Genomic DNA, 24038 nt, shown 5'->3' with positions numbered 1-24038 from the left:
GGGCTTTTTTTATTCATTAGAAAAGCATGGATGAAATTTCTTGTATTCCAATTCTGTCATCAGTTATAATGAAGACAAATGAGATTATGGACGGGTCTATGATTTTGGGAGGAAACGGAATTGGATAAAAAGACAGAAAATATTAAAATTTCAGCTTTGGGTGGTATAGGAGAAATCGGTAAAAATATGTACATCGTTGAGGTGAACGACGATATCTATGTACTAGATGCAGGAGCAAAGGTTCCAGGCGGGGATATGCTTGGAATTGATATGGTGATTCCTGATATTTCGTATTTAATTGAAAATAAGGAACGTGTAAAAGCTATTTTCTTAACGCATGGTCACGAAGAACAAATTGGTGCTATTCCATTTATTTCAAAAAAACTTGAAGTGCCCGTATATGGAACGGAATTTACCCTTGCGTTAGTAAAAGAAAGAATGAAAGAGGTTGGACTAAATAGTTTCTCATTGTTAAACGTTATCAGCTCATCGACACGTCTTTCGTTTGAGAACGTAAGCGTTTCATTTTTCCGAACAAACCACAGTATTCCTGACTCAGTAGGCATTTGTTTGCATACTTCACATGGCGCAATCGTACATACAGGAGACTTTATTTTCGATCAAAATCGTTTGTCAAAAAAACCTGATATTGGAAAAATGGCGATGATTGGTGAGCAAGGAGTATTGTGCTTGCTATCTGATAGTATCAATGCTGAAAAGCCTGGATATACAACATCTGAAGCTGTAATTGGTCAAGAGATTGCTTCGCTGTTCCATCATACAAAAGGACGAATTATTGTAGCGACATATAGCTCAAACATTCAGCGGATTCAGCAGGTAATTCAGGCAGTGTATGAAACCAATCGCAAGCTAGTTGTAGTTGGAAAAAGTATGATGAAAACAATTGAAATCGCAGTGGAACTTGGACACTTATCAATACCCGAAGATTTAATTGTCCCTGTGCAAAAGCTTCGCGATATTTCTGAGCACGAAACGGTTGTGCTAACGACAGGGCATCAAGGAGAGCCAATGGCAGCATTACATCGCATGGCCAAACAATCTCATAAATTTATTCAAGTGAAAAAAGACGACACGGTGCTAATTGCTGCAACACCAATTCCGGGCCATGAAGTAATCTTTGCAAAAGTAATCGACATTATTAGTCGCTTAGGAGCAAACGTCGTTCATAGCCAAAAGCAAGTTCACGCTTCTGGGCATGGCAGTCAAGAAGAACTAAAATTCATGTTGAATTTAATGAATCCTAAATACTTAATCCCTGTAAACGGCGAATATCGTATGCAAAAATCACATGAAAAAATTGCAAAGGAAATAGGCTTAGGTGATGATGAAATTTTTGTACTTGATAAAGGTGATGTAATTGAGTATAAAGACGGTCGCATGCAGCCATCAGGACGTATCTATGCAGGAAATACGTTAATAGATGGACTAGGTGTGGGTGACATTGGTAATATTGTCTTACGTGATCGTCGCTTGCTATCACAAGATGGAATTTTAACAGTGGTGGTTACAATCAATAAGAAGCAGCGTACTGTTGTGGCAGGACCGGAAATTATTTCTCGAGGGTTTGTATATGTAAGAGAATCGGAAGCTCTACTTACAGAGGCAGGAAAAGTGGTTGAAGAGATTTTAGCAAAGTGCATGGAAGAAAAAGTGATTGAATGGTCATCTTTAAAATTAAAAATGCGCGAAGCGTTAAATCAGTTTTTATATGAAAAAACAAGACGTAAACCGATGATTTTACCAATTATCATGGAAATATAAGAGTTAAGAGGCTGGAAGGTAAAAGCTAATGACATATCCGAGCTATTGAGAGTTAACTCTCAATAGCTCGGATTTTTTTGGTGAGTAGGAAAACAAGTTTAAAAAAGAATGGAAAGTGAGTGGCTGCAGCGCAATGGAGTAAACTTGTACTTTCAACCTAACTCGTTTAGAACAGTCAGAGTTCGCCTTTGAAAAAGAAGCATTTGGACTCTTTTTATTAAGAAACAGTATGAATTGTAAAAGCGATGGATTTAATAAAAAAGAAAAGCTCATACTAACAATATTATTGTTGGAAAGGAGCAAAATGATGTTTGAACCCAATGAAATGAATTCTTCAGAAACAGCACCACAGCAACCTGAAAAAGGTGAAGAGAATACTAAAGGTGGTATTTTGGATAAAATTCAGCAGCTAGGACAAACAAACGTTGCACAGATGCCACAGGATTCAAAGATTCACTGTTTAACAATTGTAGGGCAAGTAGAAGGGCATATGCAGCTACCGCCTCAAAATAAAACGACAAAATACGAGCATGTTATTCCACAAATTGTAGCGATTGAGCAAAACCCTAACATTGAGGGTTTATTAATTATTTTAAATACGGTAGGTGGAGACGTAGAAGCTGGTTTAGCAATTGCTGAAATGATTGCTTCTCTTTCAAAACCGTCAGTATCAATTGTGCTTGGAGGAGGACATTCAATTGGAGTCCCAATTGCAGTATCCACTCATTATTCCTTTATTGCTGGCACTGCTACAATGACAATACACCCAATCCGTTTGACGGGCTTAGTTATTGGCGTACCTCAAACATTTGAATACTTAGATAAAATGCAGGAACGGGTGGTCAATTTCGTTACGCATCATTCAAATATTACCGAAGAAAAATTTAAAGAGCTTATGTTTTCAAAAGGTAATCTAACACGAGACATTGGAACAAATGTTGTGGGAGCCGATGCAGTTGAATACGGATTAATTGATGAAGTTGGCGGGGTAGGTCAAGCTATTAAAAAGCTTAATGAGCTTATTGAACAGAAGGGTCAACATCAACAGGAGAACCAGTTATTGCAATGATTTTGTATACAATGATGCCCCAAGAGCTAATTTATCCCGATACAACACAAGCCGAGCTTCCAAAACAGAAAATGATGCAGTATAATGGCATTTCCATGCTTGTAGAAGAAAACGAATACAATCAACAGCAAATTGTCCGTATTTTAAGCACAGACCCTCAGCATTATTTAGACAAAAAATATTATCCTGGTCAAATTCTGTCGTAAGGATTTGAGTATAATTTTACTAAAACTATATGGTATAATAATAAATGAGTATGTTGCAGCCGAGTAATGGCTGCTTTTTTGTTCAGTTTATATGAATAAGAAAATCAACATAGGAAGACGTTGATTGGAGTGAGAACATGGCAAAGAAAAAGCGAAGAGGAAAATTTAAGAAAGAAGAATGGAAACGCATTGTCCGATTTGAACTCATAGGCTTATTATTATTAGCTATTACATTAATTGCGATGGCAGGGCTTGGTGCGGTTGGTCAGGCGCTTGTGCTGCTTGTTCGCCTTTTTATTGGTGAGTGGTACATGCTTATGCTAATCGGTTTGCTTGTGCTGTCAGGCTATATTATTTGGAAAAGGGCACTGCCACCGTTTATAACAAGACAACTAGTTGGTACATATTTAATTATTTTAGCAATTTTATTATTTAGTCACGTCACGCTATTTGAAAACCTTTCTAAGAATGGTACTTTTACTGATCCTTCAGTCATTTTAAATACATGGGATTTATACATGCTAGAAGCAACTGGGGAAGTAAATCGCAGTGATTTAGGTGGAGGAATGGTTGGAGCCGTTATGTTTGCGATGTTCTATTATTTATTTGACAGTTTAGGAACTGAGCTCATTGCTTCCCTCTTAATTGTGATTGGCGTGTTATTAATTACGGGACGTTCTTTACACGAAACGCTTCGAAAGGTATTAACGCCAATTGTCCGCTTTTTAGTCACGGAATTAAAAGAGGGTTGGGAAGATATTACAAATTGGGCTTCTAAAAAGAAGCAAACATCTAAAGGGAAGAAAAAGCGTAAACCAGCTGTGGAAGAAGAGGAGGAGAGTGATGAACAGGAAGTAGAAGCACCTGTCATTGCAAAGCAGCCTCCAATTATTGAGCACTTTGATTATGAAGAAGAAGCCGATTCACTTCCAACGTCTGTTCAGGCTCAGCCAGAACCTCAGCCACAGCCAACAGTTAAGCCTGTTCAACCAGTGGAAAAGAAAGAAAGCCCAGCTCAACAAGAAGAAAAGGCGCCTGTTATTTCATTTGTGGAAGCTGAAAACATGGAATATGAACTTCCACCTATCCGATTGTTAACAATGCCGAAGAAAAGTAATCAAGCAAAAGAGAAGAAGAATATTTATAAAAATGCTGAAAAACTAGAAAAAACGTTTCAAAGCTTTGGTGTAAAAGCCACGGTTGCCAAGGTTCACTTAGGACCTGCTGTTACCAAATATGAAGTATATCCGGATGTTGGGGTGAAAGTAAGTAAAATCGTAAATTTAAGCGATGACTTAGCTTTAGCTCTTGCTGCGAAAGATATTCGAATTGAAGCGCCTATTCCAGGTAAATCAGCAGTAGGTATTGAAGTCCCTAATGAAGAGGTAGCAATGGTTTCGCTTCGTGAAGTCTTGGAATCCAAAGACAAAATGGATCCTGATAAAAAGCTGCTAGTGGGGCTGGGAAGAGATATATCTGGCGACGCTGTCTTAGCGGAATTAAATAAAATGCCTCATATGCTTGTTGCCGGAGCGACAGGAAGCGGTAAAAGTGTTTGTATTAACGGAATTATCATTAGTATTTTAATGAGAACGAAGCCCCATGAAGTCAAGCTCATGATGATTGACCCTAAAATGGTGGAACTTAATATGTATAATGGTATTCCACATCTACTGGCACCCGTTGTTACTGATCCAAAGAAAGCATCTCAAGCTTTAAAGAAAGTCGTAAGCGAAATGGAGCGCCGCTATGAGCTCTTTTCACACAGTGGTACAAGAAACATTGAAGGCTATAATGATCTTGTGAAGCGCCACAATGATGACTCGGATGCTAAGCAACCGACACTACCTTACATTGTTGTTATTGTCGATGAGTTAGCTGACTTAATGATGGTTGCTTCATCAGACGTTGAAGATTCGATTACTCGTTTAGCACAGATGGCGCGTGCAGCAGGAATTCATTTAATTATTGCAACACAAAGGCCGTCTGTTGACGTTATTACAGGGGTTATTAAAGCGAATATTCCGTCTCGAATTGCGTTTAGCGTATCCTCTCAAACCGATTCTCGTACCATTTTAGATATGGGAGGAGCCGAGAAGCTGTTAGGCCGTGGAGATATGCTGTTTATGCCGGTCGGAGCTTCTAAGCCAGTACGTGTACAGGGAGCATTTCTATCTGATGAAGAAGTTGAAGAAGTGGTTGATTTCGTTATTGCTCAGCAAAAAGCGCAATACCAGGAAGAAATGATTCCAACAGACGCGCCAGAACAAGTGGAAGAAGTAGCGGATGAATTGTATGATGAGGCAGTTCAGCTTGTAGCAGAAATGCAAACAGCATCTGTTTCAATGCTACAAAGGCGCTTTAGAATTGGGTATAATCGCGCAGCTCGCCTGATTGATGCAATGGAAGAACGTGGAGTTGTCGGACCTTATGAAGGTAGTAAACCTCGAGCAGTACTTGTTTCACAACAAAACGAAGATGTTGGAACATAATTAAATGGTTAGAGAAGACGTAGAGCATATGCCCTACGTCTTTTTTTGTCATAAATGCTGTTATTTTTTTATAAAAAGGTATTATAAAAAAATGTGTTATCATATTTTGTTAGGTAAAATACGAATGTTATTTTTTAAAATTAATTATTTGTTTGTCTTTAATAAATAAATATTGAAATATGAGGTTGTTAGACATGCTTACATGCAACAAATAGGAAAAATCAATATTTTTTAAAAAATATTAAAATTTTTTACATAAAATTAATATAACCTATTTATTTATGTCGAAAAAAATGATATATTATTTTCGATTAAAGAGTCAAACATCAGAGGTCTGATGACTAGTTTAGGGTATGGAGGAAGTGTGATGTCTATTCGAGCGGATAATCGACATTTGTATTTACAAGTGATTGATAACATTAAACAAAACATTGAACGAGGAGTTTTTAAAGAAAAAGAGAGACTTCCATCAGAGTTTGATTTGTCAAAACAGTTAGGCGTAAGCAGAGCGACGCTGCGTGAAGCACTTCGCATATTAGAAGAAGAAAACGTCATTGTCAGAAGACATGGAGTAGGTACGTTTGTTAATGCTAAGCCAACGTTTCTTTCAGGTATTGAGCAATTAAATAGTATAACACATATGATTGAACAAGCTGGAATGAAGCCGGGTACCATTTTCTTATCATCAAATGTGCAAGTGGCTTCAGAAAATGACATAGAGCGTTTTGGCTGTCAAATCGATGAAAAAATGCTCTTTGTTGAGCGTGTGAGAACTGCAAATAATGAGCCGGTTGTATACTGCATGGACAAAGTTCCACAAGCAATACTACCTGAAGATTTTGAATATAAGCAAGAGTCTTTATTAGAAATTCTTGAAAAACAGGCTGGCAAACATATTTCATATGCAGTAGCTCATATTGAGCCGATCGGGTACCATGAAAAAGTTTCTCCCATTTTACAATGCAGTCCAGAGACAGCGCTTCTTGTACTGCGACAAATGCATTATGACCAATATGATGAACCGATTTTATATTCCATTAACTATTTCAAAGCAGATAAATTTAGTTTCCAAGTATTAAGAAAAAGAGTTTAATAGGTTTTAAGTTTTCGCAATTTTAGTAATGATTGTGCGCTGATTCTTTTAAGGAGGTGTTCAATACCAAGCGCGACGAACGTGAAGTAGAACTACGATTCTTTTACACTATTTGGGGGGTTAATAAAATGACAAAACGTAAATATGGAATGGCTTTATCACTTATGTTAGCAGCAGGTACATTATTAAGTGCCTGTGGATCTAGTGACTCAGAAAGCGGAAGCGGTGAAAAAGCGGCTTCTGATTTTAAAGTAGGGATGGTTACAGATACTGGTGGAGTTGATGACAAATCATTTAACCAATCAGCATGGGAAGGTCTTACAAAATTCGGGAAAGAAAATAAATTAGAAGAAGGTACAGGTTATAAATATCTGCAATCGGCTGAAGCTGCTGAATACCAAAGTAACTTATCAACGTTTGCTGAAGCAGGCTATAACCTTACGTACGGTATCGGTTTCTTACTGAAAGAGGACATTAAAAAAGTAGCTGGTCAATATCCAGAATCACATTTTGCACTAGTTGATGACACATTAAAGTCAGAAAACTTAGACAACGTTGCAAGCATTCTATTTAACGAAGAGCAAGGCTCATTCTTAGTAGGTGTAGTTGCAGCTAAACAAACAGCAACCAATAAAATCGGCTTTGTTGGTGGAGTAGAATCTCCGTTAATTAAAAAGTTTGAAAATGGCTTTAAAGCAGGTGTTAAAGCTGTAAACCCAGACGCTGAGGTAGTTGTTCAGTACGCGGAAGACTTCAACGCTCCAGAAAAAGGTTCAGCGATTGCATCAACAATGTATAGTCAAGGTGCTGACATTGTATATCACGCAGCAGGTGGTACTGGTAACGGAGTATTCACTGAAGCGAAAAACCGTGCGAAAAAAGGTGAAAAGGTTTGGGTAATTGGCGTAGACCGTGACCAACACCAAGAAGGTATGCCAGAAAACGTAACGCTAACATCGATGGTAAAACGTGTGGATATTGCGGTTGAAGAAGTAGCAAAACAAGCAAAAGACGGAAAATTCCCTGGTGGAGAAGAAGTAGTGTTTGGACTTCAAGAAGATGCGGTTGGTATTGCTCCAACTATGGATAATGTAACAGACGAGTCAAAAACCGCGGTTGAAGAGTACAAGCAAAAAATCTTAGATGGCGAAATTAAAGTACCAGCAACAGATGATGCATATAAAGAATTTGAGAAAACTCTTAAATAATTCTTCATATCACAACAGGATAGATATGAAAAAAGGCTAGTGAACCACTAGCCTTTTTCATAGCCTTTAAGATGATAAGAAATCCAAAATAATAGACTTTACTCTAGATACAAATAGGGAGTGAACATAGTGGAATATGTAATTGAAATGCTAAATATTCGTAAAGAGTTTCCGGGTATCGTAGCGAATGATAACATTACACTCCAAGTGAAAAAAGGAGAAATCCATGCTTTACTAGGTGAAAATGGTGCAGGGAAATCAACGCTGATGAACGTTCTTTTTGGGCTTTATCAACCTGAAAAAGGTGAAATAAAGGTCAAAGGAAAAGCTGTTAAAATTACGAATCCAAATATTGCAAATGACCTAGGAATTGGAATGGTTCACCAGCACTTTATGCTTGTGCAAAATTTCACGGTTACTGAAAATATTATCCTCGGAAATGAGCCTACAAAAGCAGGAAAGATTAACATTGCAAAAGCTGCTAAAGAGATTGAGGCACTATCAAATCAATACGGGCTTTCTGTTGATCCATATGCAAAAATTGAGGATATTTCAGTTGGTATGCAGCAACGTGTCGAAATTTTAAAAACCTTATATCGCGGTGCAGAAATCTTAATCTTTGATGAGCCGACAGCGGCTCTTACACCTCAAGAAATCACAGAATTAATTGAAATTATGAAGCGTTTAATTAAAGAAGGAAAATCCATTATTTTAATTACTCATAAATTAAAAGAAATTATGGCAGTTTGTGATCGCTGTACGATTATTCGCAAAGGTGTAGGGATTGGAACAGTGACGGTTTCTGAGACCAATCCAGATGAATTGGCGTCCTTAATGGTTGGACGTGAAGTGCATTTTAAAACAGAAAAGAAAACAGCAGAACCAAGAGATGCTGTGTTAACAATAGATGGCTTAGTCGTGGAAGATGCCCGCGGAGTAGCAGCTGTTAATGATCTATCGCTAACTGTCAGAGCGGGTGAAATTGTAGGAATTGCAGGAGTAGATGGTAATGGGCAAACAGAACTAATTGAAGCCCTCACAGGTCTTACAAAAATCAAATCAGGTTTTATTAAGCTAAATGAAAGTGACCTCACAAAGCTATCAGCACGTAAAATTACTGAATCAGGTGTAGGACATATTCCTCAAGACCGCCATAAGCACGGCCTTGTTTTGGACTATACAATTGGTGAAAATATCGCACTTCAAACGTATTACAAAGAACCAATGTCTAAAAGAGGTATTTTGAACTATAAAGAGATTTATAGAAAAGCGAAAGAACTCATTGCAGAATATGATGTTCGCACACCGAGTGAGTATACGCAAGCTCGAGCCCTTTCTGGAGGTAACCAGCAAAAAGCCATTATCGCTCGTGAAGTAGACCGCAGTCCGGAGTTATTAATTGCAGCTCAGCCGACACGCGGATTGGATGTGGGAGCAATTGAGTTTATTCATCGTAAATTAATCGAAGAACGTGATAAAGGAAGAGCGGTTCTTCTTGTATCTTTAGAACTGGATGAAGTTATGAATTTAAGTGATCGTATAGCTGTTATCTACGAAGGTAAAATCGTTGATATTGTGAATCCAAACGAGACGAATGAGCAGGAGCTTGGGTTATTAATGGCAGGCGGAAAGCGCGAGAAAGCAGGTGAAACATCATGAAATGGCTAAGAAATGAGCGAACCATTCATATTCTAATTCCAGTTATCTCGGCAATTTTAGGGTTACTTGCTGGTGCAATTATCATGGTTTTTGGAGGTTATGATGCGGTAAAAGGGTATGATTCTTTATTTAACGGTATGTTGGGTAGTCCAAAAGCTATAGGTGAAACAATTCGTGCAATGACGCCTCTTGCTTTAGCTGGTATTGCCGTGGCGTTTGCCTATAAGACAGGCTTATTTAATATTGGGGTAGAAGGTCAGCTACTCGTTGGCTGGTTAGCAGCGGTTTGGGTAGGCTACGCTTTTGAACTTCCGTCTGTTATTCATATACCACTCGCAATCCTTGCAGCAGGTGTTGCTGGTGCATTGTGGGCCTTTATTCCTGGGTTTTTAAAAGCACGCTTTCATGTTCATGAGGTTATTGTCTCTATTATGATGAACTATATTGCACTGTATACAACCAGCAGTATCATTCGTGAGTTTTTATATGCAGGAAATGAAAAATCGTACAACATCCATGAGTCAGCTTCATTGGCATCTTCATTTTTAGCTGAAGCAACGAACAATTCTCGTTTACACTATGGGATTATTGTCGCGTTTTTAGCAGCTTTTGTAATGTGGTTTCTATTGAACAAAACGTCAAAAGGCTTTGAACTTCGGGCCGTTGGGTTTAATCAGCAGGCTTCTAAATATGCAGGGATGAATGTATCTCGCAACATCATCCTTTCCATGTCAGTATCCGGTGCATTTGCAGGATTAGCCGGTGCAATGGAAGGCCTTGGTACATTCCAATATATGAATACTTTTACGTCATTTACTGGAACAGGGTTCGACGGAATTGCTGTTGCTCTTTTAGGAGCCAATAGTGCAATTGGTATCTTACTTGCTTCTTTCCTATTTGGAGGGTTACAAACAGCAGCACCACAAATGAACTTTATGGCGGGAGTGCCGTCGGAATTAATTGAGATTGTTATCGCTCTTATCATTTTCTTCGTGGCGTCCAGTTACCTTATTCGTTGGATTATTGGTCGTTTAAGTAAAGGAGGAGCACAATGAGTTTCTTAGACGTTTTAATTATAATTATTCCAGCTGCGCTGTACTCTGCGGCACCGCTTATTTTTACAGCATTAGGTGGAGTGTTCAGTGAGAAGTCTGGTGTTGTAAATATTGGTCTTGAAGGTCTTATGATGTTTGGTGCATTTACGGGAATTGTTTCAACACTACTTCTTCAAGACTCATTGGGTGCATGGGCACCTTGGGTTTCAATTTTAATTGCAGCAGGGGTTTGTGCAATCTTTTCACTTATTCATGCCGTAGCAAGTATTACGCTTAAAGCAGATCAAGTAGTCAGCGGAGTTGCGCTCAACTTCTTAGCTGGAGGTTTATCTATCTTTTTAATCAAGAAAATCTTTGGAAAAGGACAAACGGATTTTATTCAATTCCGTATTGATAAAACAAGCATTCCTGTTCTATCTGATATCCCGGTTATTGGTAAGCTATTTTTCTCTAATGTTCCAGTGACGTCATACTTAGCAATTTTGTTAGCCTTTGTTGTATGGTATATCATTTACAAAACGCCGTTTGGGCTGCGTCTTCGTTCTGTAGGTGAACATCCGATGGCTGCAGATACAATGGGAATTAAAGTTATCAGAATGAGATATGTAGGCGTTATGCTATCTGGTGTGTTAGCAGGTATCGGTGGTGCTGTATATGCAACATCAATCGCCACAAATTTTTCAGCAGGTACCATTTCTGGACAGGGCTTCTTAGCGCTTGCTGCCATGATCTTTGGAAAATGGCATCCAATTGGTGCGATGGGAGCGGCTCTCTTCTTTGGCTTAGCACAATCCCTAAGTATTACAGGAGCACAGATTCCAGTTATTCAAGACATTCCAACTGTTATTTTAACAATTGCTCCTTACGTCTTAACAATTTTGGCGCTAGCTGGATTTGTCGGTCGAGCAGAGGCACCGAAAGCACTTGGTACGCCTTATGAAAAAGGTAAAAGATAATAGAATGGTTTTCTGAGGCTAGGACATACGTATTTCAGTTAATGATCTATCCAAACTATCGCGAGTTAACTCCCTTCGATAGTTTGGATATTTTTTGTTAGTGCGGAAAGGAAAACAATTAAAAAACTAGTGAAATGAAGCGTAGGACACGCGACTGCTGGGGGAGATAAAGGAAGAGCTGAGACCCAGCAGCGCAGCAAAGAGGCTGGGATTCCGCCCCATGGAAAGCGAGTGTCTGCAACGCAATGGAACGAACTTGTTTTTTAAAACTAACTATTGTAGAAAAATCATGATTCGTTTTTGAGAAGAAGTCATTTAGTTATGTTCCAGCCTCTCTTAGTTCAGATGTAGTTTGTGGAAAAAGGAAAGTGTTTCTGTCACAGTGAATGTACAAATACAAGGTGAACTGTTAATTGGAAATATAATTTATTTTGCACCTATGCAAAAAAGCTAAATTGCTTATCTTATTTAGTCTTTATTCAAGAAGGACTTATATGAAAGTTGTTTCCTTGAAAATCTTTCCTCTAATTGGATATAGTGAAGGTAAGACTAAAAACGGCAAAATAAACTAAAAATAAAGGTATTGTGTTGTTTTTAGCAAACTTACTATTAATAAGGAGGTATCTCTATGAAATTATTGACTGAACAAAAGCACGAACTGAATGGCTTAACGCTGCATACAATTCCAACTACAAAGTATAAAACCAATACGTTTATTTTAAAATTAAATGCTCCATTGAATGAAAAAACGGTGACGATGCGAGCTCTTTTACCTTATGTATTACAAAGTGCTACAGAATCTTTTCCAACGACAACACAGCTGCGTACATATTTAGATGAACTCTATGGTGCAACTTTGCAGGTGGATTTGACGAAAAAAGGTGATAACCACGATATAACCATTCGAATTGATATAGCGAACGAAAAATATTTAAAAGATTCAACTCCTCTTCTTCAAAAAGCACTCACGCTGCTTGGTGAAATTCTCTTGAAGCCGGCAACGGAGGAGGGAGCTTTCTTAAATGATGCAATGGAAAAAGAAAAGCGCTCTCTGCGTCAACGTATTCAAGCAGTCTTTGACGATAAAATGCGCTATGCAAATCTTCGCTTAGTTGAAGAGATGTGTAAGGAAGAGCCGTACTCTCTACATGTTAATGGTCGAATTGATGATATTGAGTCGATTACAGCAGCTACGCTTTATGAGTATTATCAACATGTATTAAAAGAAGACGCCATTCATCTCTATGTCATTGGCGATTTTCATGAACAAGAAGTAAAAACCACGGTTGAGCAAGCGTTTGATTTGCCGCAGCGTCAACCAAAAGAAATCAAACGTTCAATTACGAAAAAAGAAATTACCGACGTAAATGAAGTTGTAGAAAAACAAGAGGTAAAGCAAGGGAAGTTAAACATTGGCTACCGTACAAACGTTGTATACGGAGATCGTCAGTACTTTGCTCTTCAAGTGTTTAACGGTATATTTGGCGGCTTTTCTCATTCAAAGTTGTTCATCAATGTCCGTGAAAAAGCAAGCTTAGCTTACTATGCTGCATCGCGAGTTGAAAGTCATAAAGGTCTTCTGATGGTTATGTCAGGAATCGATGCGAAAAACTATGATCAGGCTGTAACCATTATTAAAGAACAAATGGAAGAAATGAAAAATGGATCGTTTACCGATAGCGAAATCGCTCAAACAAAAGCAGTTATTCATAATCAACTGTTAGAAACGGTGGATACACCACGAGGGCTGGTTGAAGTTATGTACCATAATGAATTAACAGGGAAAAGTATTTCCGTTGATGAATACCTCAAACAAATTGATGCAGTATCAAAACAAGAAATTGTGAAAGTAGCTGAGAATATTCAGATGGATACAGTGTATTTCTTAACAGGAAAAGGCGGTGAAAACAATGGAGAAAATTGAATTTTCCCAGCTGAAAGAGCAGCTTTATCATGAAAAAATGGACAATGGATTAGAAGTTTATATTTTACCAAAGCCTGAATTTAACAAGACGTTTGCGACGTTTACCACAAAATATGGTTCCGTTGACAATCAGTTTGTTCCGCTTGGGGAAGATAAAATGATTAAAGTTCCTGATGGGATTGCGCATTTTCTAGAGCATAAGCTGTTTGAAAAAGAAGATGGTGATGTATTCCAACAATTTAGCAAGCAGGGGGCGTCTGCCAATGCATTTACATCATTTACGCGAACAGCATATTTATTTAGCTGTACGTCTAACTTTGAACAAAATTTAGAGACGCTTGTAGACTTTGTTCAAGAACCGTATTTCTCTGAAAAGACAGTCGAGAAAGAAAAAGGAATTATTGGACAAGAGATTACGATGTATGATGATAATCCGGACTGGCGCTTGTACTTTGGAACAATTCAAAACATGTATAAAAATCATCCTGTGAAAATTGATATTGCTGGTACCATCGAGTCCATTTCTCATATTACAAAGGATTTGCTTTATACGTGCTACGAAACGTTTTATCATCCGAGTAATATGTTGTTATTTGTGGTAGGGCCCGTTGATGCAGAAAAGGTAATGACTCAAATTCGTGAAAATCAAGCTAAAAAAGATTATGAAGATATGCCTGAAATTACTCGTCATTTTGATAAAGAACCAGAAACAGTAGCGGAACAAAAGCAGGTATTAAATATGCCTGTTCAAGCCTCTAAAGCAATGGTTGGTTTAAAAACAAGAAAGCCTGAACGTTCTGGGCAAGATATGCTTCGACATGAGCTTGCGATGAACATTGTACTTGACCTTGCGTTTGGAAAAAGCTCTTCTTACTATGAGGAACTTTATAAAAATGGACTGATTGATGAGACATTCTCATACGACTATACTGAAGAAAATGGCTTTGGTTTTGCGTTAATTGGTGGAGATACAGAAAATCCGGAAAAATTTTATGCTCGCATTAAAGAAATTTTGCTTGAAGTGAAATCCAACGGTTTGCAAGAAGAAGAATTAGAACGAGTAAGAAAGAAAAAAATTGGAGAATTTTTGCGAGCTTTAAATTCTCCAGAGTTTATTGCCAATCAGTTTACTCGCTATGCGTTTAACGATATGAATTTATTTGATGTTGTAGATACGCTTGAGAAACTGACAGTTGCAGATGTGAAGCACGTAATGGATGATATGATCCATGAGGAGAGCTTTACTGTATGTGAGGTTGTACCAAAATAAGTGATAAGATAGTATATGAAAAGCTGACGTTGAGTCAGCTTTTTTAATGGATAATATAAGGAGAATCAACATGGAGAAATATGCGCTAATTACAGGAGCAAGTGGCGGAATTGGCAGTGCTATTGCGGAGAAAATGGTAAAGGAAGGGTATGGGGTAGTTCTGCATTATCACCAAAACGAAGCTTCAGTTAACGAAATTGCTAGCCGACTTCGCTTCTACACAAACAATATTATCGTTGTGCAAGGAGATTTATCTTCAAAAGATGGCGTCGATCGGTTTTTAGCTACTCTTTCTGTTCCGATAGACGTACTTATTTATAATAGCGGTCAAAGTTTATCAGGATTAATGACCGATGTTTCAGATAACCAAATTGAAGAAATGGTTTATTTAAGCGTAACGGCTCTTTATCGAATCACCAAGTTTGTTCTTCCTAAAATGATTCAGAAGAAAAATGGGAATATTATCGTTGTCTCATCTATTTGGGGATTAGAAGGAGCTTCTTATGAAGTGTTGTATTCAATGGTGAAAGGCGCTCAGAATACTTTTGTCAAAGCATTGGCCAAAGAGGTTGCGTTAAGTGGAATTCGAGTAAATGGGATTGCACCAGGAGCTATTTTAACAAATATGTTAGCCGATTATACAGAAGAAGATGTTGAAATGATGGAGCAAGAAATTCCCATGGGACGGATTGGGAAGCCGTCAGAAATTGCAGATGTTGTGGCTTATCTAACGTCTAATCAGTCTTCTTATATGACAGGGCAAATTTTATCAGTAGATGGCGGTTGGCATACATAATAACGCGAATAAAAAAGAGGAAGGTGTACAAACTATGATATGAATAAACCTTAAGGAGGGCTACTCATGTCAGTATTAGACAATTGGGGTAACTGGAAAAACTTTTTAGGCGATCGCTTACATCATGCTCAAAACGAGGGTATGAACAACGAAGTAATCAATGACTTAGCATATCAAATTGGTGGCTACTTAGCGAACCAAGTTGACGCAAAAAACGAACAAGAAAAAGTATTAGCAGATTTATGGAGCGTTGCTTCAAAAGAAGAGCAACATGCAATTGCTAATATGATGGTGAAGCTTGTTCAAAACAATGGTTCTGCTCATTAATATAACCATGTTAATGAAATGAACAAAAGAAGGAGTCGGCTCAAGTTTTTTGAGAAACGACTCTTTTTTATTTATAAATAAGTCAATGATAAGCAAAGATAAAAACTACAGCGCTTACAATAAGAACATTTACATAAGAAATAGGTTTTACACTTTATAATTTAATGAAAATCATTTATATTTAAATTATGTGAAAAAAGGGGAAAGATAACAGCGGGTACCATTTCATAGGCTCGCATTTTTTACATATCTAATAACAGCTTCTCCGAGTAGTGTTTGAGGTGATTTATTAATCGTTCTTCAAGCATTTTTGTGCTGTGAATGAGTGTTTTAATATGTTCATTCTATTATTGGATTAGGTTTAGACGGAACAAATGGGATGAGGAGGGGTTTCGTGAATAAAATTGAGTGGTACTTAGAATATCAAATACAGAAAAATCGACCTGGTTTATTGGGAGACATTTCGTCTCTTTTAGGAATGTTGGCAATTAATATTGTTACAATTAATGGGGTAGATGACAAAAGGCGTGGTTTATTACTAAGGTGTGATTCCCATGAGCAAATTGAGCGGCTTGAATCTATATTAAAAACAATGGATAATATTGTTGTGACAAAGATGCGTCCTCCCAAGCTACGAGATCGTTTAGCTGTTCGTCACGGTCGTTACATTCAACGAGATGCTGATGATAAAAAGACATTTCGATTTGTACGAGATGAACTTGGACTGCTAGTGGACTTTATGGCAGAGCTTTTTAAGCAAGATGGTCATAAGTTAATTGGTATCAGGGGAATGCCTCGTGTAGGTAAAACAGAGTCGATTGTTGCTGCTAGTGTTTGTGCGAATAAGCGATGGTTATTTGTATCATCAACGCTTTTAAAACAAACGATTCGCAGTCAGCTAATTGAAGATGAGTATAATTCTAATAACATCTTTATCATTGATGGTATTGTATCAACAAGAAGGGCGAATGAGAAACACTGGCAGCTCGTTCGTGAAATTATGAATGTGCCTGCGACAAAGATTGTTGAGCATCCCGATGTATTTGTACAAAATAGTGAATATACGCTGGATGACTTTGCATATATCATTGAATTACGAAATGATCCAGATGAAGAGATTACATATGAAGTCATTGAAGGATCGCAAATGTTTCCAAACGGTGGATTATCCATGTTTGATTTTTAGCATAATTGGTAGGTGTTAATATTGACAGAGTTAGGGCAAAGGTTAAGACAAGAGCGAGAAAATAAAGGGATGTCGCTAGAGGATTTACAAAAAAACACAAAAATTCAAAAGCGCTATTTGATTGGTATTGAAGAAGGCAACTATGATGTAATGCCAGGGAAATTTTATGTGCGAGCGTTTATCAAACAGTATTGTGAAGCTGTAGGGTTGAATCCTGATGACATTTTTGATCAGTACAAAACGGATATTCCAACGACTCAAACCGATGATATTCCACAGCCGTTATCTCGTGTTCGCAGTCGAAAAGAAATTCCCCAAAATACGAAAGCATCAAAAGCAGCAGATTATTTACCGACGATTTTAGTAGTTGCTGGTGTGCTGGTAGTCGGAATTATCATTTGGGTGATTGCTCAAAATATTGTATCCGGGCGTCAAGAAGATCAGGCTGCAAATACTGAACAAACGAATAACGAAGTACAACAATCTGAAGAGCAGCAAGCATCTAATGAAGACCAAGCTGCTAAAGAAGCGGCAGAAAAAGAAGCAACAGAAAAAGAAAAGGCAGACAAAGAAAAAGCTGCTAAAGAAGATGAAGAGAAAAAAGATGAAGAAAAAGAAGAAACAAAGCAAGCTTATAAAGAAGTTCAAAAGTCAGGCCGCAATGGAACATATGAGCTATCTGGAACAGATGAGTTTAAGCTAGAAGTGTCGTCTACTCAAGCTGATACATGGTTAGATGTAAAAAATGGTAAGGGCAATTCATTTTATAATGCCATGTTAAAAAATGGTGAGACAAAAGAATTTGACTTCACGAAAGAAAGTGAAGTTCGAGTGAATATTGGATTCTCACCAGGGGTACAATTGAAAATTAATGGACAAGATGTTTCTTTACCGTTTGATGCAAATCAACAGGTTAGACAAGTTGTAACGATTAAATATGAGCAGGAAAAAGCTCAATAAGTAGCTTAGCAGTATCAAAAATGGTTAAGTCGTGCCGACAACAGTTTGCACGGCTTACGTTTTTGTATGTAATTGGAGGAAACAATAGTGAATTTACCAAATAAGATTACAATCTCTCGAATTTTTTTAATCCCGCTTTTTTTAATTTTAATGATGGCACCGTTACCTTTTGGTGAAGTTAGCGCTGCTGGAATGGACGTGCCAATCGCTCATTTATTAGGGGCAGCGTTATTTATTATTGCGTCTACAACAGACTGGATCGACGGGTACTACGCTCGTAAGTATAATATGGTTACAAACCTTGGGAAATTTTTAGATCCGCTAGCAGATAAGCTATTGGTTTCAGCAGCTTTGATTGCTATTGTAGACTTAGACTTAATTGCCGGTGCAGGTTGGGCTGCAATTATTATTATTAGCCGCGAATTTGGAGTAACAGGCTTACGTTTAGTTCTTGCTGGAGAAGGTGAAGTCGTTGCTGCAAATATGCTAGGTAAAATTAAAACGTGGACACAAATTATTGCTATTTCAGCTATTTTACTTTATAACTTACCCTTTGAATTTGTGTCATTTCCATTTGCAGCAATTGCCCTATGGATTTCTGTTGTATTTACAGTAATTTCTGGATGGGATTACTTTGCGAAAAACAAGCAAGCATTTGTTAATTCAAAATAATGGGGATGATTTCATGAACGCGGAAATTATTGGAGTAGGTTCAGAGCTTTTGCTAGGCCAAATTGCCAATACAAACGCGCAATACCTATCTAAAAAGTTTGCAGAGCTTGGTATTAACGTATATTATCATACGGTAGTTGGCGATAATGAAAGCCGATTGAAAGAAGCAATTTTGACCGCCAAAAAACGTGCGGATTTGATTGTGTTTACAGGTGGGCTTGGGCCAACCAAAGATGACCTTACAAAAGAAACAATTGCTTCAGAACTAGGTGTCTCACTTGTAACAGATCAGCAAGCGCTTGAAAGTATCGAAGCGTATTTCGAAAAAACGAATCGGACAATGACGCCTAATAATAGGAAGCAAGCAATTGTACTTGAAGGTGCAACAATACTGCCAAACGATTATGGAATGGCACCAGGAATGGGCATTACGGTGCGTGGTATTCACTACATGTTATTTCCTGGTCCACCAAAGGAACTTTACCCTATGTATGAATCGTATGGACAAGCATATTTAGCAGAAAAGCTAGATATGAAAGAGCAAATTGAATCTCGCGTTTTACGTTTCTTTGGAATTGGAGAGTCTCAGTTAGAAACAGATATTGAGGATTTATTAGATGCACAAACAAACCCAACCATTGCGCCGTTAGCTGCTGATGGAGAAGTAACGCTTCGCTTAACGGCTAAGCATGGAGATGTGGTTGAGGCTCATCGAATGCTTGATGAAGTAGAAAAGCAGATTATGAGCCGTGTAGGAGAGTTTTTCTACGGATACGATATGACATCTCTACAGGCTGAACTCATTGCTACAATGCGAGAGCAAGAAGTGACCGTTGCTTCAGCTGAAAGTTTAACTGGCGGATTGTTTAGTGGGACGCTAACGAGCATTCCTGGAGCTGGAGATGTTGTAAAAGGTAGCATTGTTGCTTATCACACTGAGGTAAAGCACAATGTGCTACATGTAGCAAAAGAAACCCTAGAGCAAGACGGGGCAGTTAGCGAGAGATGCGCAGAAGAAATGGCTGTTGGTGTGAAAAAGCTGACAGGCTCTGATGTTGGTATTAGCTTTACAGGCGTCGCTGGTCCGTCTAAGCAAGAAGGTAAAGAAGTTGGTACAGTTTACATTGGTATAGCTTTTAAAAATGAAAAAACACGCGTGTATTCGCTAAAGCTTACAGGCAGTCGTGATGGTATCCGTAAACGCACTGTGAATTATGGAATTTATTATCTTTTACAACTATTGAAACAGTAATATATTGAAGCGGTGTAGTCCCTCCTTGTGTAAATAAGGAGGGACTTTTCCTTCATAAAATAGTTATTTTTTTAAAATATAGTCTTGGCTGTTAAAATAAAAAAATCGAACATTTATTCGCTTTTTTGCTTGTCAAATGACTCAAAAGCGAGTATAGTTATGTATAGAAAGTTAATTAAAACGTCATTGCTACTACAACGTAGTAATCTTAAATTATAAAACAAAGCAAGCAAGTATAGAGGAGGAAATCGAGTGAACGATCGTCAAGCAGCCCTTGATATGGCTCTAAAACAAATTGAAAAGCAATTCGGTAAAGGTTCAATTATGAAATTAGGAGAACAAACGGAACGTAAAATTTCAACTGTGTCTAGTGGTTCTCTAGCGTTAGATGTTGCGCTTGGTGTAGGTGGGTATCCACGCGGACGTATTATTGAAGTTTATGGTCCAGAAAGCTCTGGTAAAACAACAGTTGCGCTTCATGCAATTGCAGAAGTACAGCAGCAGGGTGGACAAGCAGCGTTTATCGATGCTGAGCATGCGTTAGACCCGGTGTATGCACAAAAGTTAGGTGTCGATATTGACGAGCTTCTTTTATCACAGCCTGATACAGGTGAACAAGCACTTGAAATTGCTGAAGCGTTAGTTCGTAGTGGAGCAGTTGACATTCTGGTTATTGACTCTGTTGCAGCCCTTGTGCCTAAGGCTGAAATTGAAGGTGAAATGGGAGATTCTCACGTTGGTTTACAAGCTCGTTTAATGTCTCAAGCACTTCGTAAGCTATCAGGTGCTATTAATAAGTCGAAAACAATTGCTGTTTTCATTAACCAAATTCGTGAAAAAGTTGGCGTTATGTTTGGTAACCCTGAAACAACGCCAGGTGGACGTGCGCTTAAGTTCTATTCTTCAGTGCGCCTTGAAGTTCGTCGTGCTGAGCAGTTGAAGCAAGGTAACGATATTGTAGGAAACAAGACAAGAATTAAAGTTGTCAAAAACAAAGTAGCACCACCATTCCGCGCAGCTGAAGTGGATATTATGTACGGAGAAGGAATCTCAAAAGAAGGAGAAATTTTAGATATTGCTTCTGATTTAGATATCGTACAAAAAAGTGGAGCTTGGTATTCTTATAACGAAGAACGTTTAGGTCAAGGCCGTGAGAATGCGAAGCAGTTCCTAAAAGAAAATGTTGATATTCGTCAAGAAATTGCTGGCCAAGTTCGTGAATATCATGGATTAGACGAAGCGGCAGAGCAAATGCCTGAAGACGATGCTCAAGATGAATTGAAAATTTAATAACACTTCTTTTGCTTAAAAAAGACTCTTTTTTAAAAAAGGGTCTTTTTTTTGAAAAAAATGTTAATCATAGTGATAGCAGGGGCAAGGATTTTCGTGACATAGCATTTTCATAGGCTTGACAATAAAAATGGACAGACTTACAATTAAGATGTATATTTTCCCTTTTTAAAACATTTTAGCGTTTAAAAGCCTTTGTGTGTATATTGAAAGGTGAAGGCGATATACATGCCGACATGAAATTAAAAACTTACAAGTTTATAGCAAGGGGAGGTGAAATGATGGATATAATTACAATCATCTTCGCTTTGCTTGGCCTAATCGTCGGTGCAGTTGTTGGCTTTTTTGTTTGTAAATCGATTGCTGAAGCTAAGGTTGCGGGAGCAAAGTCAAACGCAGAACAAATTATCGATGATGCAACCCGTGAGGCGGAAGCTTTGAAAAAGGAAGCTTTATTAGAAGCGAAAGATGAAATCCATCAGCTTCGTACAGAGGCAGAACTAGATATTCGTGATCGTCGAGCAGAACTTCAAAAACAAGAAAATCGATTAATGCAAAAAGAGGAAAATCTTGATCGAAAAGACGAGTCACTTGATAAACGTGAAGCGGCACTTGAAAAGAAAGATAATTCTCTTACCGTTAAACAACAGCATATTGAAGAGATGGAAAGCAAAGTTGAAGAATTAGTCAAGGCTGGTCAAGCGGAATTAGAACGCATTTCAGGCTTAACGAGAGACGATGCACGAGCGATTATTTTAGATCGTGTTGAAAATGAACTTTCCCATGATGTTGCGATGATGGTGAAAGAAACAGAAAATCGTGCCAAAGAAGAAGCCGATAAAAAGGCTAAAGAAATTCTTTCGCTTGCGATTCAACGTTGTGCAGCGGATCACGTAGCTGAAACAACGGTTTCAGTTGTTAACTTACCAAACGATGAGATGAAAGGTCGAATCATTGGTCGAGAAGGTCGAAACATTCGTACATTAGAAACATTAACAGGTATTGATCTTATTATTGATGATACACCAGAAGCAGTTATTTTATCAGGTTTTGACCCTATCCGCCGTGAAACGGCACGTATCGCCTTGGACAAACTTGTTCAGGATGGACGTATTCACCCAGCTCGAATTGAAGAGATGGTTGAAAAATCTCGTCGTGAAGTAGATGAGTATATTCGTGAGGTTGGTGAACAAACAACGTTTGAAGTTGGAGTTCATGGCTTGCATCCAGACTTAATGAAGATATTGGGCCGTTTGAAATTCAGAACGAGCTATGGTCAAAACGTCTTAAAACATTCGATGGAAGTTGCTCATTTAGCTGGATTGATGGCTTCTGAACTTGGTGAAGACGCTACGCTTGCGAAGCGTGCAGGTTTACTTCACGATATTGGAAAAGCAATCGACCACGAGGTAGAAGGAAGCCACGTTGAAATTGGCGTTGAGCTAGCTACGAAATATAAAGAGCATCCTGTTGTTATTAACGCAATTGCTTCACATCATGGTGACACGGAACCGACGTCAATTATTGCTGTTCTAGTTGCTGCGGCCGATGCTTTATCAGCTGCAAGACCGGGTGCTAGAAGTGAAACGTTAGAAAACTACATTCGTCGCTTAGAAAAGCTTGAAGAAATCTCTGAGTCTTATGAGGGTGTTGAAAAATCATTTGCTATTCAAGCAGGACGTGAAGTCCGCATTATGGTTAAACCAGATACGATTGGTGATTTAGAAGCGCATCGCTTAGCGCGCGATATTCGCAAACGCATAGAAGATGAACTAGATTATCCTGGTCATATTAAGGTAACAGTAATTCGAGAAACACGAGCTGTTGAATACGCGAAATAAGTAAAATAAAGTGGCTATTGCCACTTTATTTTTTTGAGTCAGAAATAAGGAGCTAAAAGATGAGAATTTTATTTGTTGGAGACGTTGTTGGTTCTCTAGGTCGAGATATGGTAGAAGAATATTTACCACGCTTAAAAAGAAAATACGCCCCAGGCTTAACGATTGTAAATGGTGAAAATGCGGCGTCTGGAAAAGGAATTACAGAAAAAATTTATCGAGCATTTTTACAAGCTGGTGCAAACGTAGTAACGCTTGGTAACCACGCATGGGATAAGCGTGAAATTTTTGATTTTATTGATGATGCTAAGAACTTAGTGCGTCCAGCTAATTTCCCAGAGGGAACGCCAGGAAAAGGAATTACATATGTAACCTACAATCAATATGAAGTAGCTGTTATTAACTTACAAGGGCGAACGTTTATGGCCCCTCTTGATTGCCCGTTTAAAAAGATTGATGAGTTGATTGCACAAGCAAAGCAACGTACGCCAATTATTTTTATTGATTTTCATGCTGAAACGACAAGTGAGAAGCAGGCAATTGGCTGGTATGTAGATGGTCGCGTAAGTGCTGTAGTGGGTACTCATACTCATGTTCAAACAGCTGATAATCGTATCTTGCCGCAAGGTACTGCGTATATTTCAGATGTGGGAATGACAGGTCCTTACGATGGTATCTTAGGTATGGAGCGAGAAGCAGTGATGAAGCGCTTTTTAACATCGCTTCCGGTTCGCTTTGAAGTTCCTAAGGAAGGCCGAACGCAGCTGAGTGGAGTTATTATTGACCTTGATGAAAAAACAGGTCAAGCTAAAAAAATTGACCGAATTTTAATTAATGACGATCATCCTTTTTTTGAATAAGTGAGATGAAAGAGCGGTATGTTTCTTTGGAGACATACCGCTTTTTTTGTCGTTTTACTGAGCGAAAAAGAACAGAGATTAGCGAATCTGTACAAATGACAAGTTTTTGAACAATTAGAGAAAACAAGCAGGAATACGTTTAC

At 38.2% G+C, this 24038-nt stretch carries 20 protein-coding genes; all 20 read left to right on the top strand.

Features of this window, described 5'->3' with window-relative positions; genetic code table 11:
* Positions 1-120 precede the first annotated feature (120 nt).
* The 20 genes from LZP85_RS13340 (at position 121) to LZP85_RS13245 (ending at position 23895) form a co-directional block, all read left to right on the top strand.
* Complete coding sequence (locus LZP85_RS13340; RefSeq protein ID WP_078989376.1) at positions 121-1782, top strand: ribonuclease J; 1662 nt, start codon at positions 121-123, stop codon at positions 1780-1782.
* A gap of 307 nt (positions 1783-2089) precedes the next feature.
* A complete protein-coding gene (locus LZP85_RS13335; protein ID WP_025908581.1) occupies positions 2090-2851 on the top strand; it encodes a ClpP family protease in 762 nt (253 codons plus the stop codon).
* Positions 2848-3057: a YlzJ-like family protein gene (locus tag LZP85_RS13330; RefSeq protein WP_025908582.1), complete on the top strand. Its 210-nt coding sequence runs from the start codon at positions 2848-2850 to the stop codon at positions 3055-3057. The genes LZP85_RS13335 and LZP85_RS13330 overlap by 4 nt, the downstream gene beginning before the upstream one ends.
* Positions 3058-3194: 137 nt before the next feature.
* Positions 3195-5549: an FtsK/SpoIIIE family DNA translocase gene (locus LZP85_RS13325; protein ID WP_234561752.1), complete on the top strand. Its 2355-nt coding sequence runs from the start codon at positions 3195-3197 to the stop codon at positions 5547-5549.
* A gap of 367 nt (positions 5550-5916) precedes the next feature.
* Positions 5917-6642: a GntR family transcriptional regulator gene (locus tag LZP85_RS13320; RefSeq protein ID WP_025908584.1), complete on the top strand. Its 726-nt coding sequence runs from the start codon at positions 5917-5919 to the stop codon at positions 6640-6642.
* A 128-nt stretch (positions 6643-6770) separates the two neighbouring features.
* Positions 6771-7850, top strand: a complete 1080-nt coding sequence (locus LZP85_RS13315) for a BMP family lipoprotein (protein ID WP_100346939.1) — start codon at positions 6771-6773, stop codon at positions 7848-7850.
* A gap of 129 nt (positions 7851-7979) precedes the next feature.
* Entirely contained in the window at positions 7980-9509 is a 1530-nt protein-coding gene (locus LZP85_RS13310; RefSeq protein ID WP_206782064.1) for an ABC transporter ATP-binding protein, read from the top strand.
* Positions 9503-10564, top strand: coding sequence for an ABC transporter permease (locus LZP85_RS13305; protein ID WP_119542596.1), 1062 nt, complete (start codon positions 9503-9505; stop codon positions 10562-10564). Before LZP85_RS13310 ends, LZP85_RS13305 begins: the two co-directional genes overlap by 7 nt.
* Positions 10561-11520, top strand: a complete 960-nt coding sequence (locus LZP85_RS13300) for an ABC transporter permease (protein WP_025908588.1) — start codon at positions 10561-10563, stop codon at positions 11518-11520. Before LZP85_RS13305 ends, LZP85_RS13300 begins: the two co-directional genes overlap by 4 nt.
* Positions 11521-12148: 628 nt before the next feature.
* The gene (yfmF, locus tag LZP85_RS13295) at positions 12149-13444 is read left to right on the top strand and encodes an EF-P 5-aminopentanol modification-associated protein YfmF (protein WP_025908589.1); all 1296 of its coding nucleotides are present in this window, start codon (positions 12149-12151) and stop codon (positions 13442-13444) included.
* Positions 13431-14714: an EF-P 5-aminopentanol modification-associated protein YfmH gene (gene yfmH / locus LZP85_RS13290; RefSeq protein ID WP_025908590.1), complete on the top strand. Its 1284-nt coding sequence runs from the start codon at positions 13431-13433 to the stop codon at positions 14712-14714. The genes yfmF and yfmH overlap by 14 nt, the downstream gene beginning before the upstream one ends.
* 70 nt (positions 14715-14784) lie before the next feature.
* Positions 14785-15510, top strand: coding sequence for an elongation factor P 5-aminopentanone reductase (ymfI, locus tag LZP85_RS13285; protein ID WP_078989381.1), 726 nt, complete (start codon positions 14785-14787; stop codon positions 15508-15510).
* Positions 15511-15576: 66 nt separating this feature from the next.
* Complete coding sequence (locus LZP85_RS13280) at positions 15577-15837, top strand: DUF3243 domain-containing protein (RefSeq protein WP_119542597.1); 261 nt, start codon at positions 15577-15579, stop codon at positions 15835-15837.
* Between the two features lie 394 nt (positions 15838-16231).
* Entirely contained in the window at positions 16232-17023 is a 792-nt protein-coding gene (locus LZP85_RS13275; protein WP_035320247.1) for a DUF3388 domain-containing protein, read from the top strand.
* Positions 17024-17035: 12 nt separating this feature from the next.
* Positions 17036-17983: a helix-turn-helix domain-containing protein gene (locus LZP85_RS13270; RefSeq protein ID WP_234561751.1), complete on the top strand. Its 948-nt coding sequence runs from the start codon at positions 17036-17038 to the stop codon at positions 17981-17983.
* Between the two features lie 87 nt (positions 17984-18070).
* Positions 18071-18655, top strand: coding sequence for a CDP-diacylglycerol--glycerol-3-phosphate 3-phosphatidyltransferase (pgsA, locus tag LZP85_RS13265; protein ID WP_025908595.1), 585 nt, complete (start codon positions 18071-18073; stop codon positions 18653-18655).
* 13 nt (positions 18656-18668) lie between these two features.
* On the top strand, positions 18669-19907 hold the full coding sequence (locus tag LZP85_RS13260) for a competence/damage-inducible protein A (RefSeq protein WP_061785730.1): 1239 nt from the start codon (positions 18669-18671) through the stop codon (positions 19905-19907).
* 252 nt (positions 19908-20159) lie between these two features.
* The gene (gene recA, locus LZP85_RS13255; RefSeq protein WP_025908597.1) at positions 20160-21197 is read left to right on the top strand and encodes a recombinase RecA; all 1038 of its coding nucleotides are present in this window, start codon (positions 20160-20162) and stop codon (positions 21195-21197) included.
* A 281-nt stretch (positions 21198-21478) separates the two neighbouring features.
* The gene (gene rny / locus LZP85_RS13250; protein WP_025908598.1) at positions 21479-23038 is read left to right on the top strand and encodes a ribonuclease Y; all 1560 of its coding nucleotides are present in this window, start codon (positions 21479-21481) and stop codon (positions 23036-23038) included.
* 59 nt (positions 23039-23097) lie between these two features.
* Positions 23098-23895, top strand: coding sequence for a TIGR00282 family metallophosphoesterase (locus LZP85_RS13245; protein ID WP_234561749.1), 798 nt, complete (start codon positions 23098-23100; stop codon positions 23893-23895).
* Positions 23896-24038 lie beyond the last annotated feature (143 nt).

Origin of the sequence: Priestia flexa (genome assembly GCF_021441905.1) — a bacterium.
In the GTDB taxonomy this organism is placed as follows: Bacteria; Bacillota; Bacilli; order Bacillales; family Bacillaceae_H; genus Priestia; species Priestia flexa.
The sequence above is the reverse complement of the archived record's forward strand: the minus strand, read 5'-3'. Positions and strand labels throughout refer to the sequence as shown.